The 15,084-nt window shown below is 71.7% G+C and carries 10 protein-coding genes; 2 read left to right on the forward strand and 8 right to left on the reverse strand.

The features are described from left to right. Position 1: 1 nt before the first annotated feature. The 8 genes from CR165_RS05545 to CR165_RS05580 all read right to left on the reverse strand — a co-directional run bounded on the left by CR165_RS05545 (position 2) and on the right by CR165_RS05580 (position 13,454). On the reverse strand, positions 2–658 hold the full coding sequence (locus CR165_RS05545) for a DedA family protein (protein ID WP_109515990.1): 657 nt from the start codon (positions 656–658) through the stop codon (positions 2–4). A 233-nt stretch (positions 659–891) separates the two neighbouring features. Beyond that, entirely contained in the window at positions 892–2,451 is a 1,560-nt protein-coding gene (locus CR165_RS05550; protein WP_109515991.1) for a glycosyl hydrolase, read from the reverse strand. Between the two features lie 583 nt (positions 2,452–3,034). Next, the gene (locus tag CR165_RS05555) at positions 3,035–4,795 is read right to left on the reverse strand and encodes a hybrid sensor histidine kinase/response regulator (RefSeq protein ID WP_109515992.1); all 1,761 of its coding nucleotides are present in this window, start codon (positions 4,793–4,795) and stop codon (positions 3,035–3,037) included. 220 nt (positions 4,796–5,015) lie between these two features. Continuing rightward, positions 5,016–5,453: a YqaA family protein gene (locus CR165_RS05560; RefSeq protein WP_109515993.1), complete on the reverse strand. Its 438-nt coding sequence runs from the start codon at positions 5,451–5,453 to the stop codon at positions 5,016–5,018. Then, positions 5,450–6,202: a DeoR/GlpR family DNA-binding transcription regulator gene (locus CR165_RS05565; protein ID WP_109515994.1), complete on the reverse strand. Its 753-nt coding sequence runs from the start codon at positions 6,200–6,202 to the stop codon at positions 5,450–5,452. The genes CR165_RS05560 and CR165_RS05565 overlap by 4 nt, the downstream gene beginning before the upstream one ends. Before the next feature lie 53 nt (positions 6,203–6,255). Continuing rightward, positions 6,256–7,269 (reverse strand): 4-hydroxythreonine-4-phosphate dehydrogenase PdxA, encoded by a 1,014-nt coding sequence (gene pdxA / locus CR165_RS05570; RefSeq protein WP_109515995.1) that lies wholly within the window; start codon positions 7,267–7,269, stop codon positions 6,256–6,258. After that, positions 7,266–8,513, reverse strand: coding sequence for a four-carbon acid sugar kinase family protein (locus CR165_RS05575; RefSeq protein WP_109515996.1), 1,248 nt, complete (start codon positions 8,511–8,513; stop codon positions 7,266–7,268). Before CR165_RS05575 ends, pdxA begins: the two co-directional genes overlap by 4 nt. A 435-nt stretch (positions 8,514–8,948) precedes the next feature. Next, on the reverse strand, positions 8,949–13,454 hold the full coding sequence (locus CR165_RS05580; protein WP_146201829.1) for a choice-of-anchor I family protein: 4,506 nt from the start codon (positions 13,452–13,454) through the stop codon (positions 8,949–8,951). A 225-nt stretch (positions 13,455–13,679) separates the two neighbouring features. Between CR165_RS05580 and CR165_RS05585 the strand changes: the two genes are divergently transcribed. Both CR165_RS05585 and CR165_RS05590 read left to right on the forward strand, forming a co-directional pair. Then, the gene (locus CR165_RS05585) at positions 13,680–14,279 is read left to right on the forward strand and encodes a hypothetical protein (RefSeq protein ID WP_146201830.1); all 600 of its coding nucleotides are present in this window, start codon (positions 13,680–13,682) and stop codon (positions 14,277–14,279) included. 7 nt (positions 14,280–14,286) lie between these two features. After that, a complete protein-coding gene (locus tag CR165_RS05590; protein ID WP_109515999.1) occupies positions 14,287–14,988 on the forward strand; it encodes an endonuclease/exonuclease/phosphatase family protein in 702 nt (233 codons plus the stop codon). Positions 14,989–15,084: the final 96 nt, after the last annotated feature.

Raw genomic sequence — 15,084 nt, forward strand, 5'->3', positions numbered from 1 at the left:
CTCAGACGGCCAGCCGGTTCAGCGTGCGGCCCTTCTCCGGGCCAGGCGGCAGGGTGGCGCCCCCCTGCGGCAAGGGATGCGGCTGCGGCTCGGCCGCGGGCTGCGCCGCCCTGCCGCGGCGGCGGTGCTGGACGAAGCGGAAGATCAGGTAGAGCACCACGGCGCCACCGATGCCGGCCAGCGCGTAGCTGGTGTAGCGCTCGCCCAGCCAGGCCACCAGGAACCAGCCGGCGGCGACGAAGGACGCGGCCCAGAGCCCGGCGGCGATGAAGTTCAGCGTGGCGAAGCGGATGCGCCGCATGCCGGCGATGCCGCAGGCGGCCGAGGCCACGTTGCGCACGCCATAGACGAAGCGGAAGGAGAGGACGAAGAGCGTGCCGTAGCGGTCCAGGAAGCGCAGCGCGGTGGCCATCCGCTTCTCGGCGCCGGGGATCTTGCGGACGGCGCGCATGCCGTAGCGCTGGCCGAGGGTGAACCAGAGTTGGTCCCCCAGGAAGGAGCCGAGCCAGACGGAGACCATCAGGATCCAGGGATTGATCAGGCCTGTCGCATGCCCGGCGGCGGAAGCCAGGATGACAAAGGTCTCGCCCTCGAAGAATGCCCAGGCCGCGGCTGCGAGATAAGCCAGCGCCCCCCAATCCGCCCAAAACTCGGCCACGCTTGCCCCTCCCTGTTCGCAGTGACGAACGATGGGCAATTTAACAGAAGAGTTGAACCACAATCTCACGCGAGCGTGAAATTTTTCGCCTCACAAGAAGAGAAAAACGCCGCCAATGGCAAAGCCAGCGCCTTGTGAGGGGGCAATGTTGACGTTTCGATACAAGAGCGTCTTTTTAAGCGCGGGTGGTCCGTTGGCGGCCAGGGGGCCCTGCGGCCCCCTGGCGCACTGTCTCAGGCCAGGTAGTAGTCGCTGCCCGACAGGCTGCTGACACCGTCGAGCGTCAGCTTGGTGACGGAGCCGTCCTGGGCGCGAATGCTCCAGGTGGAGCCCTCGTTCCACAGGCTGACGTCGGAGCCGAAATTCTTCAGCTCCAGCCTGTCCTCTCCGCGGCGGAAGTCGGTGATGGTGTCGTGCCCCTCGCCCTTGCCGATGATGAACACGTCACGCCCGCCGCCGCCGGTCAGGATGTCGTTGCCGCCGGCGCCGTTCAGCCGGTTCTGGCTGTCATTGCCGATGATGATGTTGTCCAGCCAGTTCCCTGTGCCCTGCGACCAGCCGGTGCCGAAGAAGGTCAGGTTCTCCACATGCTCGGGCAGGGTGTAGGCGGAGAGCCAGGTCAGGACGCTGTCCACCCCCTCGCCCGCCTTCTCGATGGCACGGTCGCCGGCGCTGGAGACCTCGTAGGTGTCGTCACCCTTGCCGCCATGCATGGCGTCGCCGCCACCCAGGGAGAAGTACTTGTCGTTCGCATCGGTGCCGAACCAAGTGTCCTGGCCACGCGTGCCCCAGGCCTGCCGGGTGGGCGCGTCGGACGCGGCGGCGCCACCCGGAGCGGCCTCGCCATCGTTCCCGGCCGTGTTGCCTTCATCCGGTGAATCGGCATCCGGTGAATCGGCGGGCGCCTCGGGCACGGGCTGATCAGGCTTGTCGTTCCACTCCGGCTGATCCACCGTCTTGCCGGAGAACATCGAGCGGAACGTGGCGCCCGTCGTCGGGTCGCTGTTGTCCGAGATCTTGCCCGGGAAGGACGAGTTGGAATCCCAGTAGGCATGGTAGACCACGTCGTGGCTATCGAACCACGCCTTGGCGGCCTTGACGAAGGGGCTGGCGGCGTCGGTCATCACGCCCCATTCGGAATAGGCCGTGGGCTTGCCGTGCGCGTCCGCGAAGTCCTGGTGCCACTTCAGCCCGTACTTCTGATTGACGACGTTGTTCCAGGCCTTGGCCGGATCGCGGTCGGCGAACTGGGTGTTCCAGTAGAAATCCATGCCGACGATGTCGACATAGCCGTCGCCCGGATAGGCCCTGGAGGGATCCATGCCGCCGTAGGATTCGTTGACGTTCCACTCGAACTTGAAGCGGTCCGACACGGAGCGGAAGGTGTCCACGAACTCGCGGAAGGCTTCCTTGAACGCCTCCTCCTTGCCGATCGCGCTCCAGGGGAACCAGCCGCCGTTGAACTCCCAGCCGGTGCGCACATAGATCGGGTCGTTGCCGGATTGCGCCCCCGCCAGGGTCTGCGCGACCTCGCGGTAATACTGGTTGTACTGGCCCGAGGCGGCCTTCTCCAGCGTGGCACCGTCATAGGTGATCAGCGGCACCGACCAGAAGGGGTCGCGCCCGGCATTGTTCCACAGGCGCTCCGCCATCCACTCGGCGCTGTTGGTGAAGTCTTTCCAGTTGGCACCGCCGACGACGGCGTGGACGACATCCACATCGCGCCCCAGCCATTTCTCGAAATTGTTGAGCTGCGAAGGCTCGTTTCCGACGTACACGCCGAGAAGGGTCATCTTGAATCCTGTCAAGCGTCGCCGGAGTCCCGAATTCCTCTGTCATGCAAAGGAAAGTCCGGAAGCGTCCGGTCTTGTGGCGCTCTCCCGATCATGCCCGCGCTTTTTTGCAGGCATCCGGGAATGCCGAAGCCCTAGATTATTTCTCACATTGTGTCGAGCGCACCGGATCGTGCGTTCGCGCATGAAACCAACGACATCTTTCAGTTCTCGGGAAATCTATTTTCCTGACGAGAATTTATCGAAATATGAACTCCGATTTTCCGAATATTCCCGGATATTTTTCAACCTCAGGTGGCTTTCGGCCCTGAACCTGGATTGCTGGCGCTGAAAGGATGGGGCCTCTCCCCTGTCGCCATCGCAGGTGGCCCGATGCCGCGCCGGGGAGGAAAAGCATAGGTTACAGGCCGGTAAACCAGCCTCCATCATTTCGGCGTCCCTGCCGGCGCGGTGCCGTCCGCGCAGCTTCCACGCAGCCCCTTCGGGCGGCGGGGGCGCGGGCCAGACATTCCCTGCCCGAAAAAATTGGCGGAGCTGACGGTTTTTTCCCCTCACGCAACCTTATGGATCGAATCAGGGCCTTTCAGGCCAACGGAGAATCCGTCCTGGTGCTGGGCAGCCAAAGCGAGACGGTGGTGCCCTGCCCCGGCTGGCTGCGGATCGCCAGCGCGCCGCCGGACTGGCCGGCGAAGGAAAAGGCCATGGCCAGACCCAGCCCGGTTCCCTGGCCCGGGGGCTTGGTGGTGAAGAAGGGCTCGGTGGCGCGGGCCAGCGTCTCACTGTCCATGCCCAGGCCGGTATCGGTCACATCCAGGCGGATGAACTGCCTCTGCGAAAGCTCTGGCAGTGCCGCGCGGGAAGGATCGGCGGCGTCCGGCGGCGGGTCGCCCGCCCCGGCCAGCCTTGCGCTCATCACCAGCCGGCCGCCCTGCGGCATCGCATCGCGTGCATTCAGCACGAGGTTGATCAGCACCGTCACCAGCTGCCCGCGGTCGGCCAGCAGCGGCGGCAGGTCCGGCCCGGCCTGCACCGAGAGGGTCACCTGGCCCGCCCCCAGCGTGGGGGTGACGACCTGCCGGACCTCCTCCAGCAGCGAGAGCGGCACGATGGGCGCGGCGCGCAGCCCCTCGCGCCGGACGAAGGCCAGCAGCCGCCGCGCCACCGCCACACCCCGCCCCGCGCCCTCGCGCAGGCCGGCGAGCAGATAGGCCGCCTCCGGCTCCTGCTGCTGCAGGGCGGCGCCATGGCGCTTCTCCAGCAGCGTGATGCCGGCGAGCATCACCGCCGCGGCATTGTTGAAGTCGTGCGCCACGCCGCCGGCGAGCTGGCCCAGCGCCTCCAGCTTCTGCGCCTGCCGCAGCCGCTCCTCCATCGCCAGCCGGCGCTCGCTCTCCTCCGCCACGCGCTGCAGCGCCACCCGCTCCGCCTGGGTGCGGCGTATGGCGATGCCCGCGGTGGCCAGCAGGGTCAGGGAGGCGACGCCGGCCACGGTGCCATAGGCGATCATGTTGCGCCGCCAGCGCTCCAGCAGGCTGCTGACATCGGCCCGCAGGGCGACGAAGGCGGACTGGTTCCTGATGCGCCGGTAGGCGAAGACCGCTTCCACCCCGTCATGCGGGGAGGTGGCCATGGCCACCCTCCCATCCGGATTGCGGCTCACCGCCTGCTGGAAGGGGCCGCCCGCCGGGAAGCGGGCGAGCGGCATGGAGCGCCCCGGCGCGGCATGGTGGGCGAGGATGGTGCCATCCAGCCGCACCAGCGCCGCGTAGCGCAGGAAGGGCGGCACCGTCTCCTTGTAGAACTGCGCGAAATAGGCCGGGCTCATCGCCACGTGCAGCGTGCCGATGAAGCGGCCCTCCGGCGTCAGGCGGGGCCGGCTGAGCGCGAAGGATGCCTCCTGCGTGGCGCGGCCGACGAAGGGCGCACTTACATAGGTGCCGGGCGCGCCCTGCTCCCTCGCGCCCAGGAAGAAGTCCCGGCCGGCAATGCTGACGTTGCGGTCCCAAGGCTGGCTGCCGGCCAGCACCTTCCCTTGCTCATCCGCCACCCAGATGGAGACGATCTGCTCCAGCGGCGCGGCGAGCTGGCTCAGGTAATCGCTGACGCCGGGCGCGGCGATCGCCTCCGGCTCCATCCCCCCGACATGCTGCTCCGCCTGGGTCAGGATCAGCTCGGCCGTGTCGAACACCTTGGCGGCGTGCTCGTGCAGCACCGCGGCGCTCCGGGCCATGGCGTCGCTACCCTCCCGCAGCACTTCCGCGCGGTTCCACCAGGCGGCTATGGCGAACACGCTGGCTGGCACCAGCACCGCCGCCACCAGGACGAGATGTTGCGCCCGCTTCACCGGCAGGTTCTGGTCAAGCAGAGCCGCGCCCGCAGCGTGGCGTGGCGGGTTCGCTTCTCTCGGAATGCCGGTGTAGCCCCACCGCAAAGGGACGGCGCAGGCCGCTCACGCTCCATGGATGGTTTGGTAGAGCAACGCTTACGCTGTGACAATCTCGGAGAAGGGTGTAGGTCATTTTTACCCGCTCCGCGCGAAAAGCCGCCGCCTGTCCGCCCCGCTCTCAACCGAGGCCGATGCTCGCCCAGGCCAGCAGCACGTAGCGCCCCACCTTGCCCAGCGCCACCAGGAGCAAGAAGCGCCAGAACGGCACACGCAGGACCCCTGCAACGACCGTCAGGGGATCGCCCACCACCGGCACCCAGGCCAGCAGCAACGACCAGAGGCCGAAGCGGCCGAACCAGCGCTGTGCCCGCGCCAGCCCCGCCGCGGAGACCGGGAACCAGCGGCGGCCCTTGAAGCGCTCCAGCGAGCGCCCGAGCCACCAGTTGGCCGCCGAGCCGGCGACATTCCCCAGGCTGGCCGCGAGCACCAGCAGCACCGCCGGGTGCTCCCCGCCCAGCAGCAGCCCCACCAGCAGCGCCTCCGACTGCGCGGGCAGGATGGTGGCCGCCACCAGCGCGGCCAGGAACAGGCCGCCATAGGCCGCGAGATCGGTCATGCGGCGGGGAGGATGCGCAGCCCGCCCGCCAGGAAGGCGGCGCAGGCCGCCGCCGGCGCGTCGGTCACCAGGTGCCAGCCCGGCCGCAGCGGTGTCCAGCAGGGCTGCCCGGCGCGGCCCAGCTTGGTGGCATCGGCCAGCACGAACACCTCGGCCGCCTGCGCCGTCATCAGCGCCTTCAGCGCCGCCTGCTCCAGCGTCGCCTCGCACAGGCCGCGCTCCGCCACCACCCCGTCGGCGCTGGTGAATGCCTTGTCGGCGGTCATCTGCCGCAGCGCCTGCTCGGCCAGGGGACCCGTGGTGCCCATGCTGAGCGGCCGCACCACCCCGCCCAGCACGATCAGCTCGATCCCCGGCTCGCCGGCCAGCAGCGGGATCAGCGGCAGGTTCCCGGTGATGACGCGCAGCCGCCGCCCGCGCAGCAGCCGCCCCAGCGCCGCGACCGTGGAGCCGCCATCCAGGATCAGCGTCTCGCCATCCCGGATGCGGGCCAGCGCCGCCGCGGCGATGGCGGCCTTGGCGGCGCCGTTCGATGCCTCCCGCGTGCCGAGGCTCTGCTCGGGCAGCGGCGGGGCCAGGATCGCGCCGCCATAGGTGCGGGCCACGGCGCGGCGCGCCGAGAGGTGCTGCAGGTCACGCCGGATGGTAGAGGGCGAGACGGCGAAGCGCGCCGCGAGGCGGTCCACATCCGCCTCGCCGGCGGCGATCGCGGCCAGGATCGAATCCTGGCGCGCGCGTCTCTGTCGCATGGCGGGCTCCCGGAGCAGATCGCCGTGGAAGGGAACGGGCGCGCGGGGGCGCCTCAGGCGCCGCGCCTCGGCGCCAGTTCCGAGGCCTGGCGCAGCGCCTCGACCAGGCTGCCCTCGTCGGCGATGCCCTGGCCGGCGATGTCGAAGGCCGTGCCATGGTCCACCGAGGTGCGGATCACCGGCAGGCCCACGGTGATGTTCACCCCCGCCTCCAGCCCCATCACCTTCACCGGGGCATGGCCCTGGTCGTGGTACATGGCGACGACGAGGTCGAAATCGCCGCGCGCGGCGCGGAAGAACAGCGTGTCCGCCGGCAGCGGTCCGTCCACCTTCCAGCCCTTCGCCCGGCATGCCCGCACGGCGGGGATGATCTTCTCCTCCTCCTCGCCCTGGCCGAACAGCCCGTTCTCGCCCGCATGCGGGTTGATGCCGCAGACGCCGATGCGCGGCTCGGCGATGCCAGCCTTCACCAGCGTCGCATGCCCGCGGGCGATGACGCGCTCCACCAGCCCGGGCTCGATCTTCCGGATGGCATCCATCAGCCCGATATGCGTGGTGACGTGGATGACGCGCAGCTTCGGCGCCACCAGCATCATCGACACCTCCGGCGTGCCGGTCAGGTGCGCCAGCAGCTCGGTGTGGCCCGGATATTTGTGCCCGGCGGCGTGCAGCGCCTCCTTCGAGAGCGGCGCGGTGCAGATGGCGTCCGCCTCCCCCGCCTCGACCAGCCGCGTGGCGCGCTCGATGTAGCGGTAGGCCGCCTCCCCCGAGACGGGCGAGAGTTGGCCGAAGGGATGCCCGGCCGGGATCAGGCCGAGGTCGATGCAATCCGCCGTGCCGCGGGCGAAGCGCGCCTCGGCCGGGGCGGCGCGCGCGGCGACCGCGAGGCCGGTGCCGGTGATGGCCCCCGCCTCGCGCAGCCGGGTGGCATCGCCCACCACCAGCGGCCGGCAGAGCGCGTGGACATCCGCCCGCGCCAGCGCCTTCATGATGATCTCGGGGCCGACGCCAGAGGCATCACCCATGGTGATGGCGATGATCGGGCGGGTGTCGTTCGCGGTGGTCATGCCTGAGCCTCCTGCTGCAGCCAGGCACGCAGGCGCTGCCGCGCATGGCCGATAGTCTGTGCGCCGCCGAAGCCGCCCGCCTTGGTGATGACGGGCATGGCGCGGCCGCCCTGGGCGAGGCCGAGCGGCACTCCGGGGGCGATCTCCTCCAGCAGGCGGATGCTGTGGACGCCGAGCTGCGCGAGCAGCGCGCGGGCGGTCTCGCCCCCCGTGGCGAAGAGGCCGCCGGCGGCCAGCCCCGCCGGGCGCAGCAGCGCCGCCAGCGCCTCGGCCAGCGCCGCCCCCTGGCGCAGATCGGCGCCCGGCTCCTCCTCGATGATGGCCAGCGCGTCCTCGCCGGCGGCGATGGTGGCGGCGATGGCACCGGCGGTCCCGGCCCATTCCCCAGGCCCGGCGCGCAGCAGCGCGGGTGCCAGGCCGAAGCGGCGCAGCCCTCCCCCTGCCAGGGCCTCCGCCGCCGCGACGCGGGAGGCCTCGGCCATGCTGCCCACCACCAGCAGCAGCCCGGTGCGGCGCGGCGGCGGGCGCGAAGGCGGCGGCGCATGCCCCATGGGCAGGGCCCCGGCCAGGGCCGCCGCGAGCCCGCCCGAGCCCACCCAGATGACGGACCCCGCCAGCGGCAGGGTGGCGTGGGCGATGGCGGCGAGGTCCGCCTCGGTGGCCGCGTCGCAGACCAGCGCATCCTGGCCGGCCTCCAGCGCCGCGCGCACCGCCCGCGCCGCCGCGCCGGGCTCGGCGCGCAGGGCGGCGAGCGGCAGCAACGCCGTGGTCATCCCCGCCCCTTCCAGCACGGCGCGCAGATCGGCATCGGGGTAGGTGTGGTCCCGCCGCCAGAGGGGCGAGGCTTCCAGCGGCGCGCCCTGCAGCCGGACGCGCCCATCCTCCATGGTGCGGCCTGTGGCGGGGAAGGCGGGCGAGACCACCGCCAGGGCCGGCCGCCCGGCGGCGCGGAGCGTGGCGAGGCTGGCCGCCAGCTCCGCCGCCGGCTGCCCGCGCAGGGTGGAATCCATCTTCTTGTAGAGGGCGGCGCCCGGGCCCGGCGGCGCCGCCAGGAGCGCGGCGTGGCGCGCCGCCGCCTGCGCGGGCGGGAGGCGCCGGCTGTCGGCGTCGATGGCCAGCACCGTCTCCTCCGCGATTCCTGCCGGGCCCCAGGCCACGGCGGCGGCATGGCCGCGGCGCGCGAAGGACACCGCGCAATCCGCAGCGCCGGTCAGGTCGTCGGCGAGGATCAGCCAGCGCTGCATCGGTCGGCTCCGGGGCTGGCCAGGGACAGGTCTCCGCGGACAGGAAGGGGCGAACATAGTGCCATTCCGGGGCGCGGCAAGAATTTGCGCGCAATGCGCAGATCGTCCTGCGGAAATCCCGCATGGCGTGCAGGCCCATGCGGTGCGGCCCCGGCATTCCGGCCACGCGCGGCGGCGCCCTGCCGGCCTGCTCCGCCCCGGCCCGGGCCGGGCCGGGGCAGGCTGGCGCGGGGGCTGCCTCCGGCCCGGCGGCCGGCCTGACCTGGCCCGACATCCCGAACAGCCACAGCCAGGACCGGCAAGACCGCCTCATCCCCTGCGAAGAGGACGGCCGGCAAGGCGCTCTACGCCGTCTGCGGCAACACGCAGGGCGTGGCGGGCGGCTGGGGCCCCGCCCGGAAGGCGGGGAGGGTCGCTCCCCTCCCCGCCCGGGCCTCAGGCGATGACGGCGTAGGGCGTGCGCCCTTCCGCGCTGCCGAACTCCAGGAAGTGCAGCAGCGGGTTCATCCCCGCCGCCGCCACGTCGGAATTCGCGGCGAGATAGGCATCCGTGTCGAAGCGGCTGCTGGCGTCGCGGCCTTCCTTCCAGCCGAAGGCGTTGTAGTGCGCCAGGGCGTCGATGCCCGCCGCCGCCACGTCGGGATTGGCCGCGAGGTAGGCGTCCGTGTCGAAATAGCCGTTCGGGTCGCGCTGCTCGGCGCGGCCATAGATTTCCCAGTGCTGGCGGGCATCCATGCCGGCGAGGCCCACATCGGGGTTGGCCAGCAGGTAGTAGCCGGCGTCGAAGCCGTCCGCCGAGACATCGCCGATGGCGGCCGTGACGATGCGCCCCTCCACCGCGCCGTGCAGCAGGTAGTGGGTCAGCGGCAGCATCCCGGCCTCCGCCACATCGGCGTTGCGGGCCAGGTAGGCTTCGCCGTCGAACCAGGCGGAGGGATCGCGGCCCTCCTGCCAGCCGAAGAGGATGTAGTGCTCCAGCGGAAGCATGCCGGAGGCCGCCACATCGGGGTTCGCCGCCAGATAGGCGTCGGTGTCGAACAGGGCGTTCGGGTCGCGCCCCTCGCGCCAGCCATGCTGGTTGTAGTGGTCGAGCAGGTTGACGCCGGCCGCCAGCACGTCGGGGTTCTGCGCGGCGTAGTGGATGGCGTCGAACAGCGCCCCGCCCTGGTCGAGCCGCACCGTGCCGTTGGCGAAGGTGATCTGCTCGATGCCCTCGGCGCGGATGACCTCGCCATTCCCGCGCAGCGTCATCGCCGTCCCGCCCACGCGGGAGACGCTGTAGGACAGGATGTCCTGGCCCAGCACCAGCGTGTCGAAGCCCGCGCCGCCGTCGATGATGTCGGAGCCGCCGCCACCGGCCAGCCGGTCGTCGCCCGCGCCGCCGCGCAGGATGTCGCGCCCCGCCGTGCCGGCCAGGCTGTCGGCGTCCGCGCCGCCCATCTGCTCCTGCGCCAGCACACCATCCTCGCGCAGGGCGAGGTTCTGCACCCGGCTGTCCTGCGCGGCGGTGGTGTCGGCGTCGTCGAAGGCGGTGCCGGCGCTGCCGTGCCGGGCCAGCAGGTACTCGGCCAGCGCGTCCTGCTCGGTGCCGCGGGTGGCGAAGCGGCTGGCGCCCTCGGCCAGCAGATCGCTGCCCTGCAGGTCGATGCGGTCCTCGGCGTAGACGCCGATCGGGTAGCCGTCGCCGCCATCGGCCAGGTAGCTCAGCGTGGTCATGCGGATGCCGCGCGACGCATCGCCCACCAGCGCGCCATCCTGCACCAGCGTCTCGATGACGAAGCCGTCCGCATCGACGATCGCCAGGTTCTGGATGCGCGTGCCGGCCACCGCCACGCTGCCATCGGCGTTCAGCCGCTGCGCCGTGCCGGCGGGGTCGTAGGAGAAGGAGAGGCCGCCCACTTGGCCGAAGGAGCCCGGCGTGGCACCCGGCGCGATGCCGGAGACGGCGTGCTCCACGATCCGCAGCAGCTCCTCGGCCGAGACGGTGACGATGGAGAGCGCGTTGTTGAAGCGCAGCGAGTTCTCGATGTCGAGCTGGCTGATGGCGCCCGACGGCTTGCCGGCATCGGGGTTGGCCAGCGGCGGCAGCTCGCCCGCCTCGGCGCCGGTACCGATGCTGCCGATCTCGGCGCGGATGCCGCCGCCATTCTTGATCGAGACGCTGACCGCCGCATCCACCTGCTGCGCCAGCCAGAGATTGGCGTCGGCGGTGAGGTTGCCGAGATTGGTCTCCTCGGTGCGCACCTCGCCGCGGCGGCCTTCGAGGAACACCTCGGTGTAGCCGAGAAGCTGGCCGTCCTTCTGGTCGATCACGGTGCCGATGGCGTCCGTCAGGCCGCGCACCATGCCGCCGCGCGTGCCCTCGGCATAGGCGTCCTCGTTGCCCCACAGCGCGGCGACCGTCTCCTCGGTCGTGGCGTAGGCGCCGGACTGGCCGGCATCGACGCTGTCGCGGACGATGCGGCCCTCGGCGTCGAAGGTCACCACCAGCCGGCCGACATAGGAGTATTCGCTGCCGGTGTTGACCACGGCGACAGTGCCGCCATCGGCGCCCTGGACGAAGACCGGGTAGCCCTGCGCGGCGCTGTCGCCCGGCAGCAGCGCGTCGGTGCCGTCGGCGAAGACCGCGTGGCTGCCGCCGGCGACGATGACATCGACGCCGCTCAGCTTGCCGGCCAGGTCCAGCTCCAGCTGGTACTGCTGCAGGTGGCTGAGCAGGATGATCTTGTCGAGGCCCTGCGCCGCCATCTGGTCGACATAGGCCTGCAGGATGCTGGCCAGCTCGTCGGTGTTGTTGGCGCCGCCATCGCCGGCGGGGTCCTTCACCACCGTGCCGGAGGGCGAGGAGATGCTCTGCAGCAGCTGGGTGGTGACGCCCAGCACGCCGATGGTCTCGCCATTCTCCTCGATGGTGGTCCAGGGCGCGATCTGCGCGTCGGCCGCCTCGGTGGCCAGCGCCGCCGCGTCGCCCAGCTCCGCGGTCGTGGTGGCATAGCTGGCGGCGTCGCGCAGCGCGGCGGTGAACAGGGCGCGCATCGCCGGGTCGGCGCTGAAGTCGAGATTGGTCGAGAGGTAGGGGAACAGCGCGCCGATCGAGGAGACGGCGGCGGCGGTGCTGCCGCTGCCCTTGGCGAAGTCGATGGCGGAGGCCAGGGCGTTGGAGCCGAGGTCCCACTCATGGTTGCCGAACACGCTGGCCTGGATGCCGAGCGCGTTCATGATGGCGATGTCGGCCGCCGCCGGGTTGGCGGCGAGGCCCGAGAGCTGCTCCACCGGCACGCCGAGCAGCGTGGCGTAGAGTTGCCGCAGCGCGCCGCTCACCCCGGAATCCGTGCCGGCGGCGATGAACGGGCCGGGGAGGAAATTGTCGCCCGAGGAGAGGGTGATGCTGTTGGCGACGCTGTCCTCCAGCCTGTCGACGATGGCGGCGAAGCGGCTGGCGCGGTCCACCGCCGCGAGGCCCGCCTCGAAGTCGGAAGCGTGCAGGATCTGCAGCGTGTAGGTGCCGTCGCCCTCCACCTCGAGGCGGGAGGCCTGCACCTGCCCGTCGCCCTCGCCGGGTGCGATCAGCACCGGGCCGCCGGCGGTGTCCACCACCTGGATCACCTCCGGCGCGTCGCTGGTCGGGATGAGGCCGGCATAGGTGACGTTGGTGGGCGAGTCGATGCGGAAGGCCATCACGGAGTCGGTGCGCTCCAGCGCCACGAAGGCGTGCAGCACGCCATCAAGCTCCGCCAGGGTGACGCTTTCCGGCTCCGGCCCCTTGTTGTCGGAGCGGCCGTCGTCGAACAGCGCGGGGAACTGCTCGATCAGCACGCGCTCCATCATGTCGCCGGAGTCGAAGGTCTGCGTCAGGCCGCTGTCGGTCACTTCCCAGATGGAGAAGGAGCGGCCGCCGAGCGTGGTGATGACGTCGATATCGCCATCGCCATCCGTGTCGCCCTCGGTGGTCAGCACGTCGATGCGGCCGAGGCGCGTGTCGGATTGCAGCTCCGCCACCGCCGCGGCGCCGCCGAAGCTGTCAGCGTCGAGGGTGACGTTCTTCAGCCGGTCGGTGTCCGCGTAGTCGCCCCACTCCCGCGCATCGCCCTCATTGGCGGTGACGAGGTAGGTCTTGCCGTCCCGCGTGAAGGTGGCAAGGCCATCCGGCATGTAGAGGCCGGAGACGGGCGCGGTGACGATGGCCGGGCCACCGTCACGGTCCGACGGATCGAGCCCCTGCCCGGCCACCGAATGGTCCTTCGTGCCCAGGGCGTGGACGGCGGTGAAGGCCATGCCGTCCAGGTCCAGCACGGCGACGGCGTTGTTCTCCTGCAGCGTCACATAGGCGGTGCGGCCATCGGCGGAGAGCGCGATGTATTCCGGCTCCAGATCCGTCGCGGCCAGGGTGCCGGCGGGGCCGGTGATGCGGACGCCCGCCGCCCGCAGCGCCGCCGTGTCGAAGCCACCGAAATCGACGAAGGTGCTGGTGCCGGCCGCGACATCGATCACCGCCACGCCGCCGGCCGGGTCCGCCGCGTAGTCGTCGGTCGGCTCGCCCTCGATGGCGACGAGCAGGCGGCTGCCATCGGGGGTGAAGGTCACCATGTCCGGCACGGCGCCGACCGTGACGCTGCGCAGCAGCGTGGCGCCGGTGCCGGCGGCGTCGAGCTGGTAGAGGGCCACGGTGCCATTGCTGCCGGGGGTGGCGCCGTCATAGGCCACCGCCACCACGTCGCCATGCACGGCCACGCTGTTGCCGGTGCCGAACGGCCCGGCTCCGGCCGCCGGCAGCGAGAAGGCCAGGCTGCCATCCTGCATGCGGAGCGCGTCGACGCCATCCGGCCCCAGCACCAGCACCAGCTGGCGCGCCTCGTCGAAGGCCACCACCTCCGCGCCCCCGGCCGTGCCGCCGCTGGCGGTGTCATGACTCCAGAGCGAGGTAGACGTCAGTCCCGTCATGGCGCGATTCCCGATCCGCTGATCCTGGCCGCGCCTTACCCAGGCCTTAACGGGCCGACATGCGCGGTTTTATGAAATTTGCATTCCTGCCGGACCGGCCGGGGATTGCGGCGGCAGGCCGGCCTGCACCGAAAGTGCCCGCCGCACGTTAAGGCTCCGCCCCCGGCCGATGGCTGCGGGCCAGGCCCAGGCCCAGGCCCAGGCGCGGAGAGGAGAGGAGATGCCATGTCATTGCTGACCAAGGACGACCTGCGGCCCCATTCGGCCTTCGCCTGGGCCTGCCTGCTCGCCCTGGCCGGCACCGGCCTTGGGCTCTGGCTGCTGGGCCGGCAGGGCGCGGCGCTGGGCACCGCCGCCGCGCTGCTGGGCTGCCTGGGTCTGGTCCTGCCACCCCGCGAGCGCATGGGCGTGCTGCCGCACCGGCTGCGGGCCTTGCCGCGCGGGCTGGACGCCACGCCCGTGCTGGCCACGCTGCTCTCCACGCCGGGCTATGGCCTGGGGTGGTTCTACCGCCCCGGCCCCTATGACGAGGTGGTGCACCTGGTCAACGGCGTGCTGGCCGGCGCCGTCTTCCTCGCCCTGCTGCGGGCGGATGGGCGGCACCGGCCCGCCCGCGGCCTGGTCTGGGCGGCGGCGGCCTTCGGCCTGGCGCTGGCCATCGGCTGGGAGGTGTTCGAATGGGCGACTGGGCTGATCGGCGACGGGGTGGACACGGTGACGGACGTGGCGCTGACCGCGCTGGGCGCGGTGCTCGCGGCCGCCTGGGCGGTGTGGCGGGAAGCCCCCGCGCCGCGGGCGCCGCGCCTCTCCGATTGCCGCCGCTGAGCGCCATATGCTCGTCGCCACCTACAACATCCATCGCGGCCGGGGGCCCGCGGGGTGGTTCCGCCCGGCGCGCATCCTGTCCGTCATCGCCGAGATCCGCCCGGACCTGATCGCGCTGCAGGAGGCGCAGCACTACCTGCGCCGGGAAACCCCGATGCTGGGGGAGGCCGCGGTGGCGGCGCTGGGCCTGCGCCCGCTGCGGGTGGCGGAAGCGCCGGCGCAGCAGGGCTGGCGCAGCAACGTGGTGCTGGTGCGGCGCGACGCCACCTTCCTCCGCCCGCCCGAGGGGCTGCGCCTGGGCGGGATGGAGCCGCGCGGCGGGCTGCTGGCGGAGCTGGACCTCGGCGCCGGCCCATTCCGCCTGATCTCGGCCCATCTCAGCCTCGGCGCGGCGCGGCGGCGGCTCCAGGCGCAGGCCCTGCTGGCGGCGATGCGGACCGGCTCCGGTCCCCGCATCCCCACCCTGTTGCTGGGCGATCTCAACGAGTGGCGGCCGGGCGCCTCGGCGCTGGGCGTGCTGGAGCCGGTCTTCGGCGCGCCGCCGCACCCGCCGAGCTTCCCCGCCTTCCGCCCTTGGCTGGCGCTGGACCGGATCCTGCTGCACCCGCCGCACCTGGCGCCGCAGGTCGTGGCCCATGACACGCCCCTGGCGCGGCGGGCCTCCGACCATCTTCCGCTCAAGGCCCGGGTGACGCTTCCGCCCGCCTGAGACGGGCGCGGCCGCCGGAGGGCGCGTGGGGCATCTCCACGGAAACATTGCATCGCGGCGGCCCAGGCTGGATGATCCGTGCCTGGAGAGAGTGAG

It is taken from the genome of Teichococcus aestuarii (assembly GCF_003116135.1).
In the GTDB taxonomy this organism is placed as follows: domain Bacteria; phylum Pseudomonadota; class Alphaproteobacteria; order Acetobacterales; family Acetobacteraceae; genus Pseudoroseomonas; species Pseudoroseomonas aestuarii.